The organism is Brevibacillus panacihumi W25, assembly GCF_000503775.1.
In the GTDB taxonomy this organism is placed as follows: domain Bacteria; phylum Bacillota; class Bacilli; order Brevibacillales; family Brevibacillaceae; genus Brevibacillus; species Brevibacillus panacihumi_A.
This window is the reverse complement of the sequence record NZ_KI629782.1, coordinates 1,459,712-1,476,993: the sequence shown is the minus strand read 5'-3', so window position 1 is coordinate 1,476,993 and position 17,282 is coordinate 1,459,712. Positions and strand designations below refer to the sequence as shown.

19 protein-coding genes and 1 pseudogene are annotated in these 17,282 nt (G+C 54.4%); 13 read left to right on the top strand and 7 right to left on the bottom strand.

Annotated features, from left to right (window positions below):
- The first annotated feature begins 2 nt into the window (after positions 1 to 2).
- From T458_RS36395 to T458_RS36345, 11 genes are read left to right on the top strand one after another with little or no spacing between them, the layout of a single operon-like run.
- Positions 3 to 653, top strand: a complete 651-nt coding sequence (locus T458_RS36395) for a precorrin-8X methylmutase (RefSeq protein ID WP_023555955.1) — start codon at positions 3 to 5, stop codon at positions 651 to 653.
- Positions 654 to 655: 2 nt separating this feature from the next.
- Positions 656 to 1,792, top strand: coding sequence for a cobalt-precorrin-5B (C(1))-methyltransferase (locus T458_RS36390; RefSeq protein ID WP_031305520.1), 1,137 nt, complete (start codon positions 656 to 658; stop codon positions 1,790 to 1,792).
- Positions 1,755 to 2,990: a precorrin-6y C5,15-methyltransferase (decarboxylating) subunit CbiE gene (gene cbiE, locus T458_RS36385; protein WP_023555953.1), complete on the top strand. Its 1,236-nt coding sequence runs from the start codon at positions 1,755 to 1,757 to the stop codon at positions 2,988 to 2,990. The genes T458_RS36390 and cbiE overlap by 38 nt, the downstream gene beginning before the upstream one ends.
- Entirely contained in the window at positions 2,983 to 3,699 is a 717-nt protein-coding gene (cobI, locus tag T458_RS36380; protein ID WP_023555952.1) for a precorrin-2 C(20)-methyltransferase, read from the top strand. Before cbiE ends, cobI begins: the two co-directional genes overlap by 8 nt.
- Positions 3,696 to 4,478, top strand: coding sequence for a precorrin-4 C(11)-methyltransferase (gene cobM, locus T458_RS36375; protein WP_023555951.1), 783 nt, complete (start codon positions 3,696 to 3,698; stop codon positions 4,476 to 4,478). The genes cobI and cobM overlap by 4 nt, the downstream gene beginning before the upstream one ends.
- A complete protein-coding gene (locus T458_RS36370) occupies positions 4,475 to 5,617 on the top strand; it encodes a cobalt-precorrin 5A hydrolase (RefSeq protein ID WP_023555950.1) in 1,143 nt (380 codons plus the stop codon). Before cobM ends, T458_RS36370 begins: the two co-directional genes overlap by 4 nt.
- Positions 5,614 to 7,002, top strand: a complete 1,389-nt coding sequence (locus tag T458_RS36365; protein WP_023555949.1) for a cobyrinic acid a,c-diamide synthase CobB — start codon at positions 5,614 to 5,616, stop codon at positions 7,000 to 7,002. The genes T458_RS36370 and T458_RS36365 overlap by 4 nt, the downstream gene beginning before the upstream one ends.
- Complete coding sequence (locus tag T458_RS36360) at positions 6,995 to 8,515, top strand: cobyric acid synthase (RefSeq protein ID WP_023555948.1); 1,521 nt, start codon at positions 6,995 to 6,997, stop codon at positions 8,513 to 8,515. Before T458_RS36365 ends, T458_RS36360 begins: the two co-directional genes overlap by 8 nt.
- The gene (cobT, locus tag T458_RS36355) at positions 8,512 to 9,561 is read left to right on the top strand and encodes a nicotinate-nucleotide--dimethylbenzimidazole phosphoribosyltransferase (protein ID WP_023555947.1); all 1,050 of its coding nucleotides are present in this window, start codon (positions 8,512 to 8,514) and stop codon (positions 9,559 to 9,561) included. The genes T458_RS36360 and cobT overlap by 4 nt, the downstream gene beginning before the upstream one ends.
- Positions 9,558 to 10,331: a uroporphyrinogen-III C-methyltransferase gene (gene cobA, locus T458_RS36350; protein WP_023555946.1), complete on the top strand. Its 774-nt coding sequence runs from the start codon at positions 9,558 to 9,560 to the stop codon at positions 10,329 to 10,331. The genes cobT and cobA overlap by 4 nt, the downstream gene beginning before the upstream one ends.
- Positions 10,332 to 10,334: 3 nt before the next feature.
- Entirely contained in the window at positions 10,335 to 10,973 is a 639-nt protein-coding gene (locus tag T458_RS36345; RefSeq protein ID WP_023555945.1) for a precorrin-2 dehydrogenase/sirohydrochlorin ferrochelatase family protein, read from the top strand.
- Here T458_RS36345 and T458_RS36340 read toward each other — a convergent pair.
- The 6 genes from T458_RS36340 to T458_RS55990 form a co-directional block, all read right to left on the bottom strand.
- Positions 10,970 to 11,314 carry a DoxX family protein gene (locus tag T458_RS36340; RefSeq protein WP_023555944.1) on the bottom strand — a complete coding sequence of 115 codons (345 nt, stop codon included), beginning with the start codon at positions 11,312 to 11,314 and terminating at the stop codon, positions 10,970 to 10,972. The two genes, T458_RS36345 and T458_RS36340, sit on opposite strands and share 4 nt — an antisense overlap.
- A 35-nt stretch (positions 11,315 to 11,349) precedes the next feature.
- Positions 11,350 to 11,943, bottom strand: coding sequence for a TetR/AcrR family transcriptional regulator (locus tag T458_RS36335; protein ID WP_023555943.1), 594 nt, complete (start codon positions 11,941 to 11,943; stop codon positions 11,350 to 11,352).
- Positions 11,944 to 12,100: 157 nt separating this feature from the next.
- The gene (locus T458_RS36330; RefSeq protein ID WP_023555942.1) at positions 12,101 to 12,451 is read right to left on the bottom strand and encodes a DUF4260 domain-containing protein; all 351 of its coding nucleotides are present in this window, start codon (positions 12,449 to 12,451) and stop codon (positions 12,101 to 12,103) included.
- A complete protein-coding gene (locus T458_RS36325) occupies positions 12,441 to 12,878 on the bottom strand; it encodes a MerR family transcriptional regulator (RefSeq protein WP_023555941.1) in 438 nt (145 codons plus the stop codon). The genes T458_RS36330 and T458_RS36325 overlap by 11 nt, the downstream gene beginning before the upstream one ends.
- Before the next feature lie 136 nt (positions 12,879 to 13,014).
- Positions 13,015 to 13,338, bottom strand: a complete 324-nt coding sequence (locus T458_RS36320) for an antibiotic biosynthesis monooxygenase family protein (RefSeq protein ID WP_023555940.1) — start codon at positions 13,336 to 13,338, stop codon at positions 13,015 to 13,017.
- A 60-nt stretch (positions 13,339 to 13,398) separates the two neighbouring features.
- Entirely contained in the window at positions 13,399 to 14,250 is an 852-nt protein-coding gene (locus T458_RS55990; protein ID WP_023555939.1) for an alpha/beta hydrolase, read from the bottom strand.
- 127 nt (positions 14,251 to 14,377) lie between these two features.
- Here T458_RS55990 and T458_RS56400 point away from each other — a divergent pair.
- Positions 14,378 to 14,662: pseudogene (locus T458_RS56400) on the top strand (zinc ribbon domain-containing protein); the annotation flags it as partial.
- A 236-nt stretch (positions 14,663 to 14,898) separates the two neighbouring features.
- Here the strand turns inward: T458_RS56400 and T458_RS36315 are convergent.
- The gene (locus T458_RS36315) at positions 14,899 to 16,155 is read right to left on the bottom strand and encodes a dicarboxylate/amino acid:cation symporter (RefSeq protein WP_023555938.1); all 1,257 of its coding nucleotides are present in this window, start codon (positions 16,153 to 16,155) and stop codon (positions 14,899 to 14,901) included.
- A gap of 235 nt (positions 16,156 to 16,390) precedes the next feature.
- Here T458_RS36315 and T458_RS36310 point away from each other — a divergent pair, with 235 nt between their 5' ends.
- Complete coding sequence (locus T458_RS36310) at positions 16,391 to 17,128, top strand: copper amine oxidase N-terminal domain-containing protein (RefSeq protein ID WP_023555936.1); 738 nt, start codon at positions 16,391 to 16,393, stop codon at positions 17,126 to 17,128.
- Positions 17,129 to 17,282: the final 154 nt, after the last annotated feature.

Sequence of the window (17,282 nt, the reverse complement as noted above, 5' to 3'; positions counted from 1 at the left end):
CAATGGATTTTCGCACGGATTTCAAACCCCTAACGGTGCAGCCGCAGGAAATCGAAGACATGAGCTTTCAGATCATTACGGACGAGCTAGGGGAGCATCCGTTTTCCGAGGAGCAGTACAAGGTCGTGCAGCGTGTGATTCACGCCTCGGCGGACTTCGATCTGGGACGCAGCCTCGTGTTTCACCCGGATGCGGTACAGGCAGGGATCAGCGCGATCCGCAGCGGCAAAATCGTCGTGGCAGACGTGCAGATGGTGCAGGTCGGCATCAGCAAAAACCGGATCGAGAAATACGGCGGAGAGGTGAAAGTATATATCTCCGACCGCGACGTGATGGAAGAAGCAAAACGCCTCAACACGACGCGCGCCATTATCTCCATGCGCAAGGCGATCAAGGAAGCAGAGGGCGGCATCTTCTGCATCGGCAATGCGCCCACTGCCCTCCTGGAGCTGATTCGTCTGGTGAAAGAAGGAGAAGCCAAGCCGGGATTGATTATCGGGATGCCTGTCGGTTTTGTTTCGGCAGCTGAGTCCAAGGAAGAGCTGGCGAAGCTGGATATACCATTTATTACCAATATCGGGCGCAAAGGCGGCAGTCCGGTGACGGTGGCTGCCCTGAATGCGATCTCGCTGCTGGCGGAACGGTTGGGGTAAGGATGGCGGCGATGGCAGCGAAGGATGAAAAAGAAGCTAAACCGCTCCGTCACGGCTATACGACAGGGGCTTGCGCCACGGCAGCGACGAAAGCTGCCCTGGTCGCCCTGATTACGCAGGAGCCGCAACAGCAAGCCACGATCCGTTTGCCGATTGGCGAGGACGTGACCTTCCAGATGGAGCGTTGCGAGTTCGACGAGCGCAAGGCTGTGACCGGAACGATCAAAGACGGCGGAGACGACCCAGATGCGACCCATGGCGCTTTGATCGAAAGCCGCGTGGAATGGCTGGACGAGCCGGGCATTGTGCTGGATGGCGGTATCGGAGTAGGACGCGTGACCAAGCCGGGGCTTCCGGTGCCGATCGGCGAAGCAGCGATCAATCCGGTCCCGCGCAAAATGATTCGGGAGACCGCACAGGCCATCCTCGACCAGTATGAGATCGAGCGGGGCATCAAGATCGTCATCTCGGTCCCGGCAGGCGAGGAGATCGCCAAGAAAACCTTGAACGGCAGACTCGGGATTCTCGGCGGCATCTCGATTCTCGGGACGCGCGGCATCGTGGTGCCGTTTTCCACTTCTGCCTATAAAGCGAGCGTGGCGCAGGCCATCAATGTAGCCAAGGAAGCGGGCTGCGACCACATCGTTTTGTCGACGGGAGGAAAATCCGAGTCCTTCGGAATGGAGATGTATCCCGAGCTGTCGGAGGAAGCCTTCGTCGAGATGGGCGATTTTGTCGGCTTCGCCCTGCAGCAGTGCAAGCGCAAGCAGATGAAAAAAGTGACGCTGGTTGGGATGATGGGCAAGTTCTCCAAAGTGGCGCAGGGCGTCATGATGGTCCACTCCAAGAGCGCCCCAGTCGATTTCGACTTTCTCGCGCAGATGGCCGAGGAGGCAGGAGCCGGCGACGAGCTCGTGGAGCAAATCAAAGGGGCCAACACTGCCTCACAGGTGGGAGATCTGATGGCAGATACCCCGGCCTTTTTTGAAAAAATGGGCGAGAATTGCTGCCGGGCCGCCCTGAAGGAAGTCGGCGGCGGCATGGAGATCGAGACGATGATCATTACGATGAAAGGGTCCCTGTTGGGAAGGGTGACGTTGCATGACACAGACGATGAAGGTGATCGGCATCGGGGATGACGGGCAAACGAGCTTGTTGCCCTTGTATCGGACATGGATTGAGGAATGCGAGCTTTTGATTGGAGGGGAACGGCATCTCTCCTTTTTTCCCGAGCATACCGGGGAGAAGAGAGTGCTGAAGGGCGGGCTATCCGCTATGGTGGAGGAGCTTCGCACCGAGACGCGCAAGACCGTTATCCTTGCCTCGGGCGATCCGCTTTTTTACGGAATCGGCAGCTTGCTTGCGAAGAAGCTGCAAAACGTGGAGATTTACCCGAATCTGAGTTCGATCCAGCTCGCCTTTGCCAAGATGGGCGAGGCGTGGCAGGACGCGGCATTTGCCAGCGTGCACGGACGCAGCATCAAAGGGTTGGCGCAGCGCATCGACGGCAAGGAAAAGGTGGCCTTGCTGACCGATCAGGAAAATACGCCAGCCGCCATTGCCAAGTATCTGCTTGCTTTCGGGATGACGGAGTACGACGCCTTTGTCGGGGAAAATCTCGGCAGTCCCGAGGAGAGCACGGGCTGGTACACCCTGGAGGAGATGGCGGACCAGCGCTTTTCCGACCTGAATGTCGTCATCTTGAAAAAGCGGCGTCCAAGCCCGGTCTGGCCGTTGGGCATCGCGGACGAGGAGTTTTCCCAGCGCAAACCGGACAAGGGCTTGATCACGAAGCGGGAAGTGCGCATCCTCAGCATCGCACAGCTTCAATTACATACGAAAAGCATCGTCTGGGACATCGGCACCTGCACAGGCTCTGTGGCGATCGAAGCAGCGCGCATCGCCCGAGACGGAGAAGTGTACGGCGTGGAAAAGAATGCGGACGATCTGGAGAATTGCCGCCAGAACATGGCGAAGTTTCGCACGGATCTGACGGTGGTTCATGCGCGGGCCCCGCAAGGCTTGGAGCAGTTCCCCGACCCGGATGCGGTGTTCATCGGCGGAAGCGGCGGCGAACTAAGAGAGCTTTTGCACATCTGCTGCACCCGACTGCGTGCGGGAGGCCGAATCGTAGTGAATGCAGCGACTATCGAGACGCTGTACGACGCGACACAGGCACTGGCGGCGGAAGGCTTTGAAACATCGGTCACGCTAGCGCAGCTGTCGCGCAGCAAGCCGATCCTGTCGCTGACCCGTTTTGAAGCATTGAACCCGATCTACATCATTACCGCATGGGCCAAAGAGCCGACGACAGAAGGAGGCAAGTCAGATGAGTAAGATCGGAACTCTATACGGACTGGGAGTAGGTCCCGGCGATCCCGAGCTGATCACGGTCAAGGCGTTTCGCCTGCTCCAGCAATCGCCGGTCATCGCCTACCCGAAAAAACGGATGGGCAGCAAAAGCTACGCGCACCAGATCGCGGAAATGTACGTGAAGCCCGCGCCGGACAAGGAAATGCTCGGGCTGGTGTTCCCGATGACGCGCGATCCGGAGATTTTGGAGCGCGAGTGGACGAATACGGTGGAAATCGTCTGGGAACGGCTTTCCGCCGGGAAGGACGTCGCGTTCGTCACTGAGGGCGACCCCTTGTTTTACAGCACGTTCATCCATATGATGCGCGGCATGCAGGCGGCACATCCTGAAGTGTCGATCGTCACGATTCCCGGTGTCTCTTCCTTTCTCGGTGCTGCAGCCCGCTTTAATCTGCCCTTGGCAGACGGGGATGAGCAGATCGGAATCATTCCGGCTACTGAGGATCGGGAAGCCATGCGTCAAGCGATTGAGAGTCACGATACCGTCATCTTCCTGAAGGTCGCCAAGGTCTTGCCGATGATCATCGGCCTGCTGAAGGAGCTGGGACTCGCAGACAAAGCGGCCGTGGCGACCAAGGTGACTTCGTCCGAGGAAATGGTCTGGACAGATATGCGCGAGCTGGAGCGCGCGGAGCTTGGCTATCTTACGCTGATGGTGGTGAAAAAGGGATGAAGCTGTACATCGTAGGAGCGGGTCCGGGCGACCCCGATTTGATTACAGTAAAAGGCTTGAAGCTGCTGCAAAAGGCAGATGTCATCATGTACACAGATTCGTTGGTCAATGAAGAACTGGTGGCGCTGGGCAATCCCGACGCAGAGGTGCTGCAAAGCTCCGGCATGGCCCTCGAAGAGATGGTCGAGCTGATGCTGACCCATCTGCGTGCAGGGAAAACAGTCGTCCGTTTACATACAGGTGATCCATCTGTCTATGGGGCCATTATGGAACAAATCGCGCTGCTGAAAGCAGAAGGCGTCGAGGTGGAAATCGTGCCGGGAGTAAGCTCTGTTTTTGCAGCAGCAGCCGCTGTCGGGGCTGAACTGACGATCCCTGAGCTGACCCAGACGCTGATCCTGACGCGTGCGGAGGGGCGCACCCCCGTGCCGGAGCGGGAAAATCTGCGAGCACTGGCGGAGCATCACTGCACACTCGCGCTCTATTTAAGCGCCACCCTGACGAAAAAAGTGGTCCGCGAGCTGATCGAGGCAGGCTGGCGCGAGGATACACCGGTCGCGGTAGTCCAGCGGGCAAGCTGGCCGGATCAGCTCATCGTCCGCACGACACTGGAGAATCTGGATGCAGACATGGGCAAGCACGGCATCCGCAAGCATGCGATGATTCTGGCAGGCTGGGCATTGGACCCGGATATTCATGAGAAGAGCGAGCAGTATCGCTCCAAGCTGTACGACAAAACCTTCACGCACGGGTATAGAAAAGGTGTGAAAGAAGGATGATCATCGAGCTGAAAGAGGGGGAAATCCCCAAGATCCAGCAACGCGGCGATTACGCCGTCGTCGCCATTACAAAGCATGGCGTAGAGATGGCGCGTGATCTGGTGCAGAAATTCCCGGGTGCGGATCTCTACTATATGAGCAAATTTGCGCGCGGGGACGAGGAAGCGCGCGGAATCCAGCTTTTTACCAACAGTGTACGCATGCTGTTTCCTGCTCTCTGGCCCGTATACAAGGGATTGATCATCATTATCTCGCTTGGCGCGGTGGTGCGGATGATCGCTCCTTTGCTCGAAGATAAAAAGAAAGATCCCGGAATCGTCGTCATCGATGATCGTGGAGAAAATGTGATCAGCGTCTTGTCCGGCCACCTCGGCGGGGCGAACGAGCTGGCGCATGAGGTAGCCGCAGTAATGGGCGCACGTCCGATTATTACCACGGCTTCCGATGTGCAGAAGACCATCCCTGTCGACCTGTTCGGACGCCGCTTCGGCTGGGAATGGGAATCCGACGAAAAGCTGACCCCGGTAAGCGCCTCGGTCGTGAATGAGGAGCGGGTCGCCGTCATCAATGAATCGGGAGAGCGGGACTGGTGGATGCATGAGACACCGATTCCTCCTTCGATCAAAGAGTACGCAACGATCTCGGAAGCCCTGGCTGACGAGCCGCAAGCCGCACTCGTCGTGACACACCGCATCTTGACTCCGGAAGAGCAGCCGATCCTGCAAAACGGCGTGATTTACCGTCCCAAGGTGATTGTGCTCGGAATGGGCTGCAACCGGGGGACCTCTGCCGAAGAGATCGAAGCGGTGATCAAGGAAACCTTGGACGAGCTGCAATTCTCGATCAAAAGCGTCAAAGCCCTGGCGACGATCGCCCTGAAAAAGGATGAAGCGGGACTGATCGCCGTCTGCGAAAAATACGGCTGGCCGTTCGTCTGGTATGAGCCGGAGGAATTGAATCAGGTGGAAATCAGCGATCCTTCCGAGACGGTGTACAAATTTACCGGAGCCTATGGCGTCAGCGAGCCTGCAGCCAAGCTGTACGCCGGGGTCGACAAGCTGGTTCTGACCAAGAAAAAGTCGGGCAATACCACGATCTCGGTTGGTCTGATGCCCTACCACGAGGAGGGGCGCGGATGAGTAGAAGTGGAAACCGCCGATTGGTCATTGCCGGGACTGGCAGCGGAGCGGGAAAGACAACCGTCACCATCGGACTGATGGCCGCACTGAAGCAAAAAGGCTATACGGTCCAAGGCTTCAAATGCGGACCTGACTACATCGATCCCACCTATCACACTGCCGTCACCAGAAGACCCTCACGCAATCTGGACAGCTTCATGCTTGCCCACGAGGCAGTGAAGGAGATTTTTGTCCGGGGGAGCCAGGGAGCAGATATCTCCGTCATCGAGGGCGTCATGGGGATGTACGACGGCAAGGAAGCAACCAGCGACAAGGGCAGTACGGCAGAAATCAGCATCCTCACCGAATCGCCTGTGCTGCTGGTCGTCAACTGCCAGAGCATGGCCCGCAGCGCGGCTGCCATCGTCAAAGGCTTTCAATTGCTCAACCCTGCTGCACGGATCGTCGGCGTTATCGCGAACAAGGTGGGCAGCGAGGGCCATCACAAGATCGTCAAGGCTGCGATCGAGCAGGAGTGCGGAATCCCGGTCGTTGGCTATCTCAAGCGGGAGGGCGATGTGGAAATCCCCGAGCGCCATCTGGGATTGGTGCCGTCCGTGGAGCGCGGCGAACTGAATCCCCTGTTTGACCGCTTGGCGGAGATCATCGCCCAAACTGTCGATCTCGAGCAGATTTGGGAGCTGGCAAAGGCGGAGCCGCTTCATGCCGAGCCTGTTTTGTTCGCGAAGAAGGCGGTTCCTGACCGAGTGACCATTGCTGTGGCGAAAGACCCGGCCTTTCATTTTTACTATCCGGAGAATCTGGAGCTGTTGGAAGCCTACGGAGCCAAGCTGCACTTCTTTTCGCCGCTGGCGGGTGAGTGCGTGCCGCAAGAAGCAGACGGCTTGTACATCGGCGGCGGCTTTCCCGAAGAATTCGCCGCGGAACTCTCGCAACAGACTGAGGTGCTGGCATCCTTTCGTCGGGCGATTGGCGCTGGTCTGCCGACGCTGGCGGAGTGCGGCGGCTTCATGTATCTGACGGAAGCGATCGTCACGACGGAGGGCAAAAGCTACCCCATGGTCGGACTGATCCCGGGCACCGTAACCATGCAGAAAAAGCTGGCGGCGCTCGGCTATCGGGAAGTGCGCGGTACAAAAGAAAACTTCCTGCTCGGCACGGAGGAGCAGGCGAAGGGGCATGAGTTCCATTACTCTACCCTCGCCAGCTCGCAGGAAGAAGAGCTTCCATACGCCTACGAAACCAAGGGCTTGCGCGGCACGAAGCCGGAGGGCTTTGCGCAGGACAATCTGGTCGCAGGCTATACGCATCTGCATTTTGGCTCCAATCCGGCTGTCGTCGAGCGCTGGATCACGCGTTGTCTGGAGGTGGCAGGACGTGCCTAAGACCTTGCCGCTGATGATTCAGGGAACAAGCTCGGATGCGGGGAAAAGCGCCATCGCGACGGCTTTTTGCCGGATTTTTGCCCAGGACGGCTACAAGACAGCTCCCTTCAAATCGCAGAACATGGCCTTGAATTCCTATGTCACCCTCGATGGCAAAGAGATCGGGCGAGCGCAAGGCGTGCAGGCGGAGGCGGCAGGAATTGTAGCCACGACAGACATGAACCCGATCCTGATCAAACCGACGCGGGATGCCGAGTCGCAGATCGTGGTGAACGGCGAGCCCTACGCCAATATGAAGGCTCTTGCCTATCGGAGCGATTTTTTTGACGAGGGGCTGCGAATCATCCAGGAGTCCTACCAGCGTCTGGTTGATTCCTACGAGCGGATCGTCATCGAAGGGGCGGGGAGTCCAGCAGAAGTGAACCTGAACGACCGCGAGCTGGTCAACATGCGGGTCGCCCGTCTGACCAATGCCCCTGTCATCCTGGTTGCGGACATCGAGCGCGGAGGGGTTTTTGCCAGCCTTGTAGGCACCTTGCAGCTGCTGGAGCCAGAGGATCGCAAGCGGGTCATCGGGGTGATCATCAACCGTTTTCGCGGCGATCTCAGTCTCTTGCAGCCGGGACTGGACTGGTTCGAATCGTATACTGGGGTTCCGGTGCTCGGGGTGGTTCCGTTCATCCCCGATTTGTGGATCGATGCCGAGGACTCGCTGATTCTGCATCGCTATCAGGGACGGCAGGAGACAGCCAAGGAGCTGGATATCGCGGTGATCCGCTATCCCCGAATCGCGAATTTCACGGATGTCGATCCGTTTTTCGTGGAGCCGGATTGCCGCGTCCGCTATGTGTCGCGTCCGGAGGAGCTGGGAGAGCCGGATCTGATCGTGCTGCCCGGGAGCAAAAACACGCTGGAGGATCTGCAATTTTTGCGCGAAACAGGTCTTGCCGGGCGAATCCTGCAATTGCACCGCGAGCGGGCTTGCATGCTGGTCGGCATCTGCGGCGGCTACCAAATGCTCGGAGAGTTGATTCACGACCCGGCAGGCGTGGAATCTCCGCTGCAATCCCTCGAAGGGCTGGGCTTGATCCCGATGGTGACGACGCTGGAGCAGCGAAAAACGACCGTTCTGTCCCGTGGCACCGCCCGCTTTTCCGGCAAGAATATCGAGCTGGAAGGCTACGAGATTCATATGGGACGCTCCGTTTTTCAACAGAATGACGCGGCTTTTATCCAGTTGGAAAATGGGACGGACGGCTACTGTGATGCGGAAAAAAAACGAATCGGCACGTATTTCCACGGACTTTTCCACAATGATGAATTTCGGACATTATTGTTGAACAAGCTCCGCGTGGAAAAAGGGCTTGCGCCGATTCACGAGCGTCCATCTTTCGTCGCTTTGCGCGAACAGGGCTACGATTTGCTGGCGGATACGGTCAGACGCCATGTCCGACTTGACGCAATCGAGGAAAAAATGAAGGAATTTCAGCAAAGCGAGGTGCCGAAAAAATGACGAAACTACAAGATTTCCTGCCTGCTATCGGATCTCGTAATCCAGAAGCAGCAGCGCAGGCGAGACTTCATATTGACCAATTGACCAAGCCGCTCGGGAGCCTGGGACGACTGGAGGAAGTGGCGGTAGAGCTGGCTGCGATTACAGGCGAGAGCTTTCCTGTCGTAACGCCTCCTGGCGTGATCGTGTTTGCAGCTGATCACGGTGTCGCGGTCGAAGGTGTTTCGGCCTATCCGCAGGAGGTCACCGTCCAGATGGTCGCCAACATGGCGAACGGAGGAGCGGGGATCAACGTATTCGCACGGCAGATTGACGCGCTGGAGCGAATTGTCGATGTCGGAGTGGCGAACGAGATGGCAGCACCTGGCGTCATCGGGCGCCGCATCAAGGCAGGAACCGCCAACATGCTGCGTGAGCCCGCTATGTCGAGGGAAGAGGCAGCGCGTACACTGCAGGTCGGCAGCGAAGCGGCGTTGGAAATCATCGAAGCGGGTGCCAAGGTATTGATCGTAGGCGAGGTGGGGATTGCCAATACGACGGCAAGCAGCGCCATTCTGGCTGCCTTGACCGGGGCTGATCCCGATGAGATCGTCGGACGCGGGACAGGACTCGACGACGCAGGCTGGGCACGGAAAAAGCAGGTGGTGCGAGAAGCAATTGCCTTGCATCGTCCGGACGCAGCGGAGCCAATCGACGTGCTGGCCAAGGTAGGAGGTTTGGAAATCGGCGCGATGGCAGGAGCGATCCTTGGCGCTGCTTCCAAGCGTATCCCTGTCTTGCTTGACGGCTTCATTGCTACAGTGGCGGCTTTGCTGGCTGTGCGTCTGTGCCCAAGTAGCGCTGATTTCCTGATCGCCGGACATCGCTCCCAGGAGCCGGGGCACGCCTATGTGCTGAACGTGCTCGGGAAGGAACCCCTCCTGGATCTGCAATTGCGGCTGGGAGAGGGAACAGGGGCTGCCTTGGCCTATCCTGTGCTGGAGGCGGCCTGCCGCATGGTTCATGAAATGGCTACCTTCGCATCGGCGGGAGTGAGTGGAAAATGAGCCAAACAGGAAAAGTATACCTCGTCGGGGCGGGTCCCGGCGACCCGAAGCTGATCACTGTAAAAGGAATGGAATGTCTGCAGCAAGCAGATGTCGTCGTGTATGACCGCCTGGCAAACCCGGCTCTGCTGGAGTACGCGCCGACCCATGCAGAACGGATTTACTGCGGCAAGTATCCCGACAACCACACGATGCGGCAGGAAGCGATCAACCAGCTGCTGGCGGAAAAAGCTTTGGGCGGCCTGACCGTCGTACGGCTGAAAGGCGGAGATCCCAGCGTGTTTGGACGGGTCGGGGAGGAAGCCGAGCACCTCGCGCAGTTCGGCATCCCTTTTGAGATCGTTCCGGGTGTGACCGCTGGCATCGCCGCTCCTGCTTACGCCGGGATTCCCGTCACGCACAGGGAATACGGCTCCTCATTTGCCGTCGTGACTGGACATCTGCGGGAGGAGAAGCCGGAGCAGGCGGTGGAAAAGTGGCGCGCATTAGCGCAAGGAATCGATACGGTCGCGTTTTACATGGGTATTGGCAATCTGCCGATGATTCGCAAACAACTGATCGAGCATGGCAAAGATCCCAAGACACCTGTAGCGGTGATTGCCTGGGGGACGCTCCCGGAGCAAGCGACCGTGACGGGGACGCTGGCTGACATCGAGCAGCGCCTGGCGGATAACCCGCAGATCACCAATCCGGCGATTATTCTTGTTGGTGAGGTCGTACAATTGCGTGAAAAGATCCGATGGTTTGAAGCCGCACAGGTTGAGGTGTAAGGCATGAGCTTGTATCCCATGTACGTCAATCTGACAGACAAGCGCTGCCTCGTCGTAGGAGCGGGCAAGGTGGCAGAGCGGAAAATCGCCAGCCTGATCAAAGCTGCGGCAAGGGTGACGGTCGTCAGCCCGACTTCTACTCCGGGTATCCAAAAATGGAGCGACGAGGGCAGTGTGACGCTGCATCTGCGCACGTTCAACCCGGAAGATGTGCATAAGATGACGATCATCATCGCTGCTACGGATGATCCGGCCGTCAATCTGGCCGTGCATCGGGCGTGCCAGCCGCATCAGTGGGTCAATATTGCCGACCGGCCCGACCTGTGCAGCTTCATCGTCCCGGCTATGGTCGAGCGCGGCGATCTGCAGGTAGCGATCTCTACGGGCGGAGCCAATCCCGGGCTGGCGAAAAAGCTGCGCCGCCAGGCAGAGCAATGGATTGGCCCGGAATACGAGTCCTACACGCAGTTTCTCGGGGAGATGAGGCAGCAGGTCCTCTCCCTTGGACTAGGGGAAGAAGAGAAGCGGATCATCCTGCGCGAATTGCTGGATGATCGCTTTTTTCAGTGGACACGGACCGGGGAAGTCGAGCGAAGGGATCGAGAGGCAAAGGAGCTATTTCATCGCCACTCGGAAGACTAGGCTACATTTCGAATCATCACCCATACGGAAAGAATCAGGCAGATGCTAGCTGGAATGGCCATGGCAAAAGGCTGCTCAGCGCGGAAGAGATGGGCGTGGATAGCTCCCAGCATCAAAAAGACAAACAAGATCGCCGATCCTGCAGCCAGATGCCGATTCCACAAGCCCGCAATCATGGCGATGGCCCCGAGGATTTCCAGTGCTCCCGTTACAGACATGAACCACAGGGGGTAGTGATAGTGCTGCCAATGCTCCACTTGAAAGGGAACACGAAAGACCTTGATGAAGCCTCCGATCAGAAGAAAAACCGCCAAGACCACTTGCAGGACAGGGGCAAGCATCTGCTGTCACTCCTTTTGTGAATGCTATTTTTCTCTCAAGGCTGCTCATTGGTCAGCATCCCGCGAAGCAAGAGGCTGACTACCTGCTGCGCCAGAACTCTCGGAGCTTGCAGTCCCGGCAGCAGGCAGGAGACGGTCAGACGCTCCATGATTCCGATCAGGCACTCCGCTACGGTCTGCATCTCCAGCTCGGCGCGGAAATAACCGGCTTGTTGCTCCCCTTGCAAATTCTCCTGGATCATCGCGGCAAGCTCTGCTTTGATCTGACTGGACTCAGGGGCCAGAAAAAAACCGACGCGCGTCAAAGCGGGATCCTCCGCCAGAAAGCGAAATACGGCTTCCACTGCGAGATAAATCCGTTCTGAAACTTCCTTGGCTTCGATCCCGGCCTCCAAGCGGGCGTCTTGTGTCAGTTCGCGCAGACGGGAGCGAAAATGGTCCACGATCTCAGCGAAAATCGCTTCTTTGCTGGGGAAGTACAGATAAAAGGAAGGCTGCGTCAAACCCGCCCTTTTCACGATATCGCTTACTTTTGCATCATGAAATCCCCGCTCGGCAAACTCAGCCGTGGCTGCATCCAGCAATCGTTTCCGGCTTTCTTTTCCTTTCCGGCCTATTTCTTTCGTCATACCAGATTCAACTCCAAAAAGATACTAATGAGTAATGTTACTTGTGAGTATTATTTCACAGCGATCAAGCAACAGTCAAGACACGCAAAAAAACGTGCAGACAAAATACCCGACAGGTACGATGCTTGCACGTTCAACTCTCATGTATTCCTGATGACTATATTTTTTGTAAATGCGTTTCTTTAAAGCTGTGCGAATATTTTAGTCCATATCCGATTGCGCGATCCATGAAGATATGTGCGTACCAAATCAACGCAATGATGAATAGGAAATCTGATTGAATCAAGAAATAAGAGAGTAGAATGATGGTTGGCAGAATTAAACTATGTCCCATATTGTAGATTTGGGCGCCGGTTTTTGCATTTGCAAGATAGCCAAGCATTGTAATATCTGGGACCAGGAGCAACCCAAAGAACAGGAGAAGGGAAAAATCAAAGTGACTGTAAATCATGAACGTTAATGCGAAAAAAACAGCATTTTCCGTTTGAATAATCCACCTATTCTTCATGAGCCATGCCCCCATTTTGGATATCTGCATACATATCGGTAATAAGCTGCTGAATAACCTCTTTATTTTCTTCATATTTGTTTTCGTTCATCAATTGTTGTACTTGTGTCAATGCTTGATAGGCTTGCTGATAAAAGAGTATATGCTGTGAGATCTCATGTATTTTTTGCTGCATGAATGCATTCGAAACGATATTGCATTCAGATGATACGGGCTTTTCTTGCAGCTGCAGCAAGCTTTCTATTTCCTGCAAGGTAAAGCCCAGCCGTTTCAAAACCAGAACGAATTGAAGGGCTTCCTCACACTTTTTATCGTATTGCCGGTAGCCATTTTCCATTCTAGTCGGCTTTAGCAATCCCATTTTTTCATAGTAGCGTATACTGTCTGTTGATACATGAAACTTTTGGGCAAATTCTTTTATTCGCATCCAGTCACTCTCCTTGCCTAGAACTATAACATTGGAGTAAACTCCAAGGTCAAGCGAATATCAAAAAAACGTGCAAACCAGGCACCTGACAGGTACGAGGCTTGCACGTTTTTGGGCATGTCATGCGATCTGATTTTTATTCAGCAGCGGCCTGTTTCACGGACTTCACGTAGTAGACGCCGCCTTCGGAGTTGAGCAGATACTCGGGCTTCGGCTTGCCAAGATTGGCTTTATGCCCAGCAATATGCGCATCGCTTTTCTCCCATTGCTTCCAATGCGCCTCAGATTCCCAACGCACCTGGACGATGACTTCTTCCTCTCCGCGCGGAACCTTCTTGACCATGACGGTAGAATCGATAAAGCCTTCTTGCTTTTCGATCAAGCCTTCGCCGCTGAAGCGATTGACCACTTGGTCCGAGAAGCCTTCCTTTACTGTGATTTTTCGCATTTGAACGAACATGTGACCCGCTCCCATTCTCACAAAATATCTTCCTGAGACCAGTGTAACTGATAATGATTCTTATTTCCAGTGTTGACCGCTGGTGGAAGCACATCGGCAGTCCAGCCAATGCAAGAGGTCTGCGAGAAAGAGCGAATTCCCCTCCTCGTCAAAAGGGCGATGACGCATATGCTCATAGGCGATTTGCTGCTTGTCGCGGGAGCCGACAGATTCAAAGAACTGGCGCAGCTTTTCCGGCGGGGTCAGGCTGTCGTCTGTACCGTATTGCAGCAAAAACGGTACCCGCAGAGCAGGCGAACGCTTTTGCAGCAGTCTTTGTGCCGTGATGATCCCGCGACCCAAGCCTGGCGTGACGGTCTGGTGACGTAGCGGATCGCCCTTCGTCCAGCCGTTTCGATTGGGTTCTCTCGCATTTCGCGAATGGAGGGATTTTTCGACGGTGTAATCCGGCTTGAGATAGCTCATCAGGAAAATGAGCCATTTTTCCATGGGTCTGATGGTGTAGGAAAAAGCGGGTGCGATGGCGGCAAGTCCGGCAATTCCCGTCTCATTATGCAAGCAATAGTCGAGGCAGATCAGACCGCCAAGACTATGTCCAAGCAAGAAAAGCGGCAATTCAGGATGCAAACTGCCGACCATTTGGTGAAAAGCGTGCAAATCCCCGCGATACTCGTCCCAGCGGCGCACATATCCCCGCGTGCCGCTGCTTCTGCCATGGCCGCGCAGGTCAAATGAATAGGCGGCGTATTGGTGCTCGGCCAAATGCTGGCTGATCCTGTCCATCCTGCCGCTGTGGTCGCCGAATCCATGCACGACAATCACCGCCGCTTTGGGGGATGTCGCTCGGCAGAGGCTGCGGTAGTATAATTCTGCGCCGCGCACCCCTTCAAACGTTCCTTCTGTTGTCAGCAATTTGCGGCTATACCTCCTTGCCTGGCAGCTTTTCTGGGCGTAAGGCGTAGTGAGCCATATAGAACCCTCCAGAACAAATTTTACAGTAATTGCCGACTGAAAGCCCATGGTTTAAATCGTGGGATGAAAGAAGTCGGCAAGAACAAGCCGTAAAAACGCAAAGAATCTGCATCGTTGGACTTTCTATCAGCTTCAACAATTCATCTCCCACAAAGCAAGCCTTGTCTGCATAAAGGTTGTGGAGGTTAATCCTGCCTACACTTCTCAATCATGTCCTGTCTGCGGGGAGAGAAACCAAGCAAGAGACAGAAAGTACGAATGTTCATGTGGATTCAACACTCATCGTGATCGGGTTGGAGCCATCAATATCATGCGCCAACCTGTGGCAGATGGTAACAGTCTGCCAGCCTAAGATGCTATACGCACTGTCTTAGGACGGGCTGATAAGACAGCCCTGAACCTGGGGGAACTACGGTTAGCAGAAATGCACTACCGACTACCACCCAAGAATCCCACTGATACTAAAGGTGTCAGCTTGCCCCTGTAGGGGTGGGAGTCTCAATTGATTATAGCATGGGTTGAAAAAGAGGATCTCTCGTCACTTTTCTGACGATCAAGATCCTCTTTCTGTTCAGCTAGAGCCAATTTTTACGCTGTCATAGGTGCGGAGGAATTCTCCTCCTGCACGGGGTTTGGATTGAATTCGCCTTCTGTCTTGGCGATCACGACGGTTGCGACTCCATTTCCGATCAGGTTGGTGATCGCGCGAGCCTCAGACATGAAACGGTCCACCCCAAGCAGCAGTGCCATCCCTTCGACCGGAATCATCGGGAAGGCAGCCAGGGTTGCGGCCAAGGTAATAAAACCGGAACCGGTCACACCCGCAGCTCCTTTGGAGGTAATCATCAAAATTCCGAGAAGCGTCAACTGCTCCCAGACGCTCAGGTCGACACCGTAGGCTTGCGCGATGAAAAGGGCAGCCATCGACAGGTAGATGGAGGTGCCGTCCAGATTGAAGGAATACCCGGTCGGAATGACCAGTCCGACAACCGATTTGGAACAGCCGTACTTTTCGAGACGATCCATCATGCGCGGCAGGGCTGATTCGGAAGAGGAGGTGCCCAGTACCAGCAAAACCTCTTCACGGATGTATTTGATGAACGTAAAAATGTTGAACTGGTAGTAGCGAGCGATTGCACCCAAAATGAGAACGATAAACAGAAACATGGTGATATAGACGGCTGACATCAGAAGGCCCAGCTTGGTCAAGGAGCCGAGGCCGAATTTTCCGATCGTATACGACATGGCCCCGAAAGCTGCGATCGGAGACACTTTCATGATCATGTTGACGACGCCGAAGAATCCGTGAGAAAGCTTATCGAACAAATCAATAACCGGTTTCGCTTTTGAGCCCATGGCTGCCAGAGAAATACCGAAGAGTACAGCAAAGAACAAAATGGGGAGCAGGTCTCCGCCAGCCATCGCTCCGACTACGTTTTCCGGAATGATCCCCATCAAAAAGTCGATGACGCCTTGGCTTTCAGCGGCTGCCTTGGTGTAGTTCGAAACATCGCCTTCCAAGCCGGATTTGTCAAAACCAACTCCTGGCTTGATCAGATTGACGACCAAAAGACCGATGGCCAGCGCAATGGTGGTAACGATTTCAAAATAAAGCAAAGCCTTTCCGCCGATCTTGCCGACCTTTTTCATGTCTCCCATACTGGCAATTCCGTTTACCACCGTAAAGAAAATGATAGGAGGGATCACCATTTTGATCAGCTTGATGAAAACATCAGCCAGCACCTTGAGCTGTGCCCCGAACGCAGGCGCGTAATGCCCGACAAGAATACCGATGATGATAGCGATAACGACTTGTACAGTCAGATTTCGAAAATTGATTCTCATGCCATTCTTCCTTTCTTTTGTTGTTGTGAAAGCGCTTTTTTATTTTCTTGCATTGTAAGGAATGGCAGGAGTGATTTGAATAATATGGTCATATTGTTTGTTTTGGTCTTTTTGGTCTTTTTCTACATCAAAGAGAATTGCGATTTGACATCCTCTCGACATGTTCAATCTGTAATGTAGATGATGTACATAGCATCGCGTCAGAAAAACATCGGGAGAAATGGAGGAGTTTGTTATGTTTAAGAAACATTATCTCGCTACAGCGGCTGCTGGTTTGCTTCTGGCGACAACGCTGATTCCATCTGGAGCGAGCGCAGAGGTAGCGACCAAGAATCTGCAAGCAAAATACAACAATATCAAAGTATTGAATAACGGCTATCAAATTTCCACACCTATTGAGCCATTCATCGTCAATGGCACCACGTACATCCCCTTGCGCATGATGGCTGACGTATTCAAAAAGGACGTCACTTGGGATGGAAAAACCTATACGATCAACGTTATCGATAAGCCTGATGCGAGCGTACAATCACAACTTGCAATCAAAGACGCGGAAATTGCAAGATTGAAAAATCAAATCACTTCGTTGAATGATGAAATCGATAATCTGGAAAGTAAATTGAACAAAAAGAGCAGCAAAGATGACGATTTCGATGACGATCTGGCAGACTTGGAAGACTATTTAAATGATGAGTTTGAGGATTGGGAAGGTCTTGAATGGGTTATCACACTGGACGGCGACGACGAAGATGAGATCGAAGTAGAAATCGAAATCGATCTGGACGAATACGGCGATGATTATGATGAACTGACGAAGAGCGAACTGAAAGCATTTGTCCAAGACATCATCGATGAGATCTGGGAAGAGTTTGAAGCGGACATCACAGGCTACATCATCGACAGTGATGAAGATGAAAGGCTGTATGAATTCGATGCCGAGTATGATGATGATCTTAACTTCAGCAAATACTAATATTCTCTAAATACCAACACCAAGCCTTGCTTCTCTCACACCGAGAAAAAGCAAGGCTTTTTTCCTATTTCCATAATGAAGGAATCCCAATATAAAGAAAAAAGAGGTAGACTGGAAGAGATGTGAGGAAACCATCTATTATGTCTTTGAAATC

Bases quoted from the DNA above. Each gene is read 5' to 3' on its own strand.
- T458_RS36395 (WP_023555955.1), top strand. From the start codon at position 3: ATGGATTTTCGCACGGATTTCAAACCCCTAACGGTGCAGCCGCAGGAA.
- T458_RS36390 (WP_031305520.1), top strand. From the start codon at position 656: ATGGCGGCGATGGCAGCGAAGGATGAAAAAGAAGCTAAACCGCTCCGT.
- cbiE (WP_023555953.1), top strand. From the start codon at position 1,755: ATGACACAGACGATGAAGGTGATCGGCATCGGGGATGACGGGCAAACG.
- cobI (WP_023555952.1), top strand. From the start codon at position 2,983: ATGAGTAAGATCGGAACTCTATACGGACTGGGAGTAGGTCCCGGCGAT.
- cobM (WP_023555951.1), top strand. From the start codon at position 3,696: ATGAAGCTGTACATCGTAGGAGCGGGTCCGGGCGACCCCGATTTGATT.
- T458_RS36370 (WP_023555950.1), top strand. From the start codon at position 4,475: ATGATCATCGAGCTGAAAGAGGGGGAAATCCCCAAGATCCAGCAACGC.
- T458_RS36365 (WP_023555949.1), top strand. From the start codon at position 5,614: ATGAGTAGAAGTGGAAACCGCCGATTGGTCATTGCCGGGACTGGCAGC.
- cobT (WP_023555947.1), top strand. From the start codon at position 8,512: ATGACGAAACTACAAGATTTCCTGCCTGCTATCGGATCTCGTAATCCA.
- cobA (WP_023555946.1), top strand. From the start codon at position 9,558: ATGAGCCAAACAGGAAAAGTATACCTCGTCGGGGCGGGTCCCGGCGAC.
- T458_RS36345 (WP_023555945.1), top strand. From the start codon at position 10,335: ATGAGCTTGTATCCCATGTACGTCAATCTGACAGACAAGCGCTGCCTC.
- T458_RS36340 (WP_023555944.1), bottom strand. From the start codon at position 11,314: ATGCTTGCCCCTGTCCTGCAAGTGGTCTTGGCGGTTTTTCTTCTGATC.
- T458_RS36335 (WP_023555943.1), bottom strand. From the start codon at position 11,943: ATGACGAAAGAAATAGGCCGGAAAGGAAAAGAAAGCCGGAAACGATTG.
- T458_RS36330 (WP_023555942.1), bottom strand. From the start codon at position 12,451: ATGAAGAATAGGTGGATTATTCAAACGGAAAATGCTGTTTTTTTCGCA.
- T458_RS36325 (WP_023555941.1), bottom strand. From the start codon at position 12,878: ATGCGAATAAAAGAATTTGCCCAAAAGTTTCATGTATCAACAGACAGT.
- T458_RS36320 (WP_023555940.1), bottom strand. From the start codon at position 13,338: ATGTTCGTTCAAATGCGAAAAATCACAGTAAAGGAAGGCTTCTCGGAC.
- T458_RS36315 (WP_023555938.1), bottom strand. From the start codon at position 16,155: ATGAGAATCAATTTTCGAAATCTGACTGTACAAGTCGTTATCGCTATC.
- T458_RS36310 (WP_023555936.1), top strand. From the start codon at position 16,391: ATGTTTAAGAAACATTATCTCGCTACAGCGGCTGCTGGTTTGCTTCTG.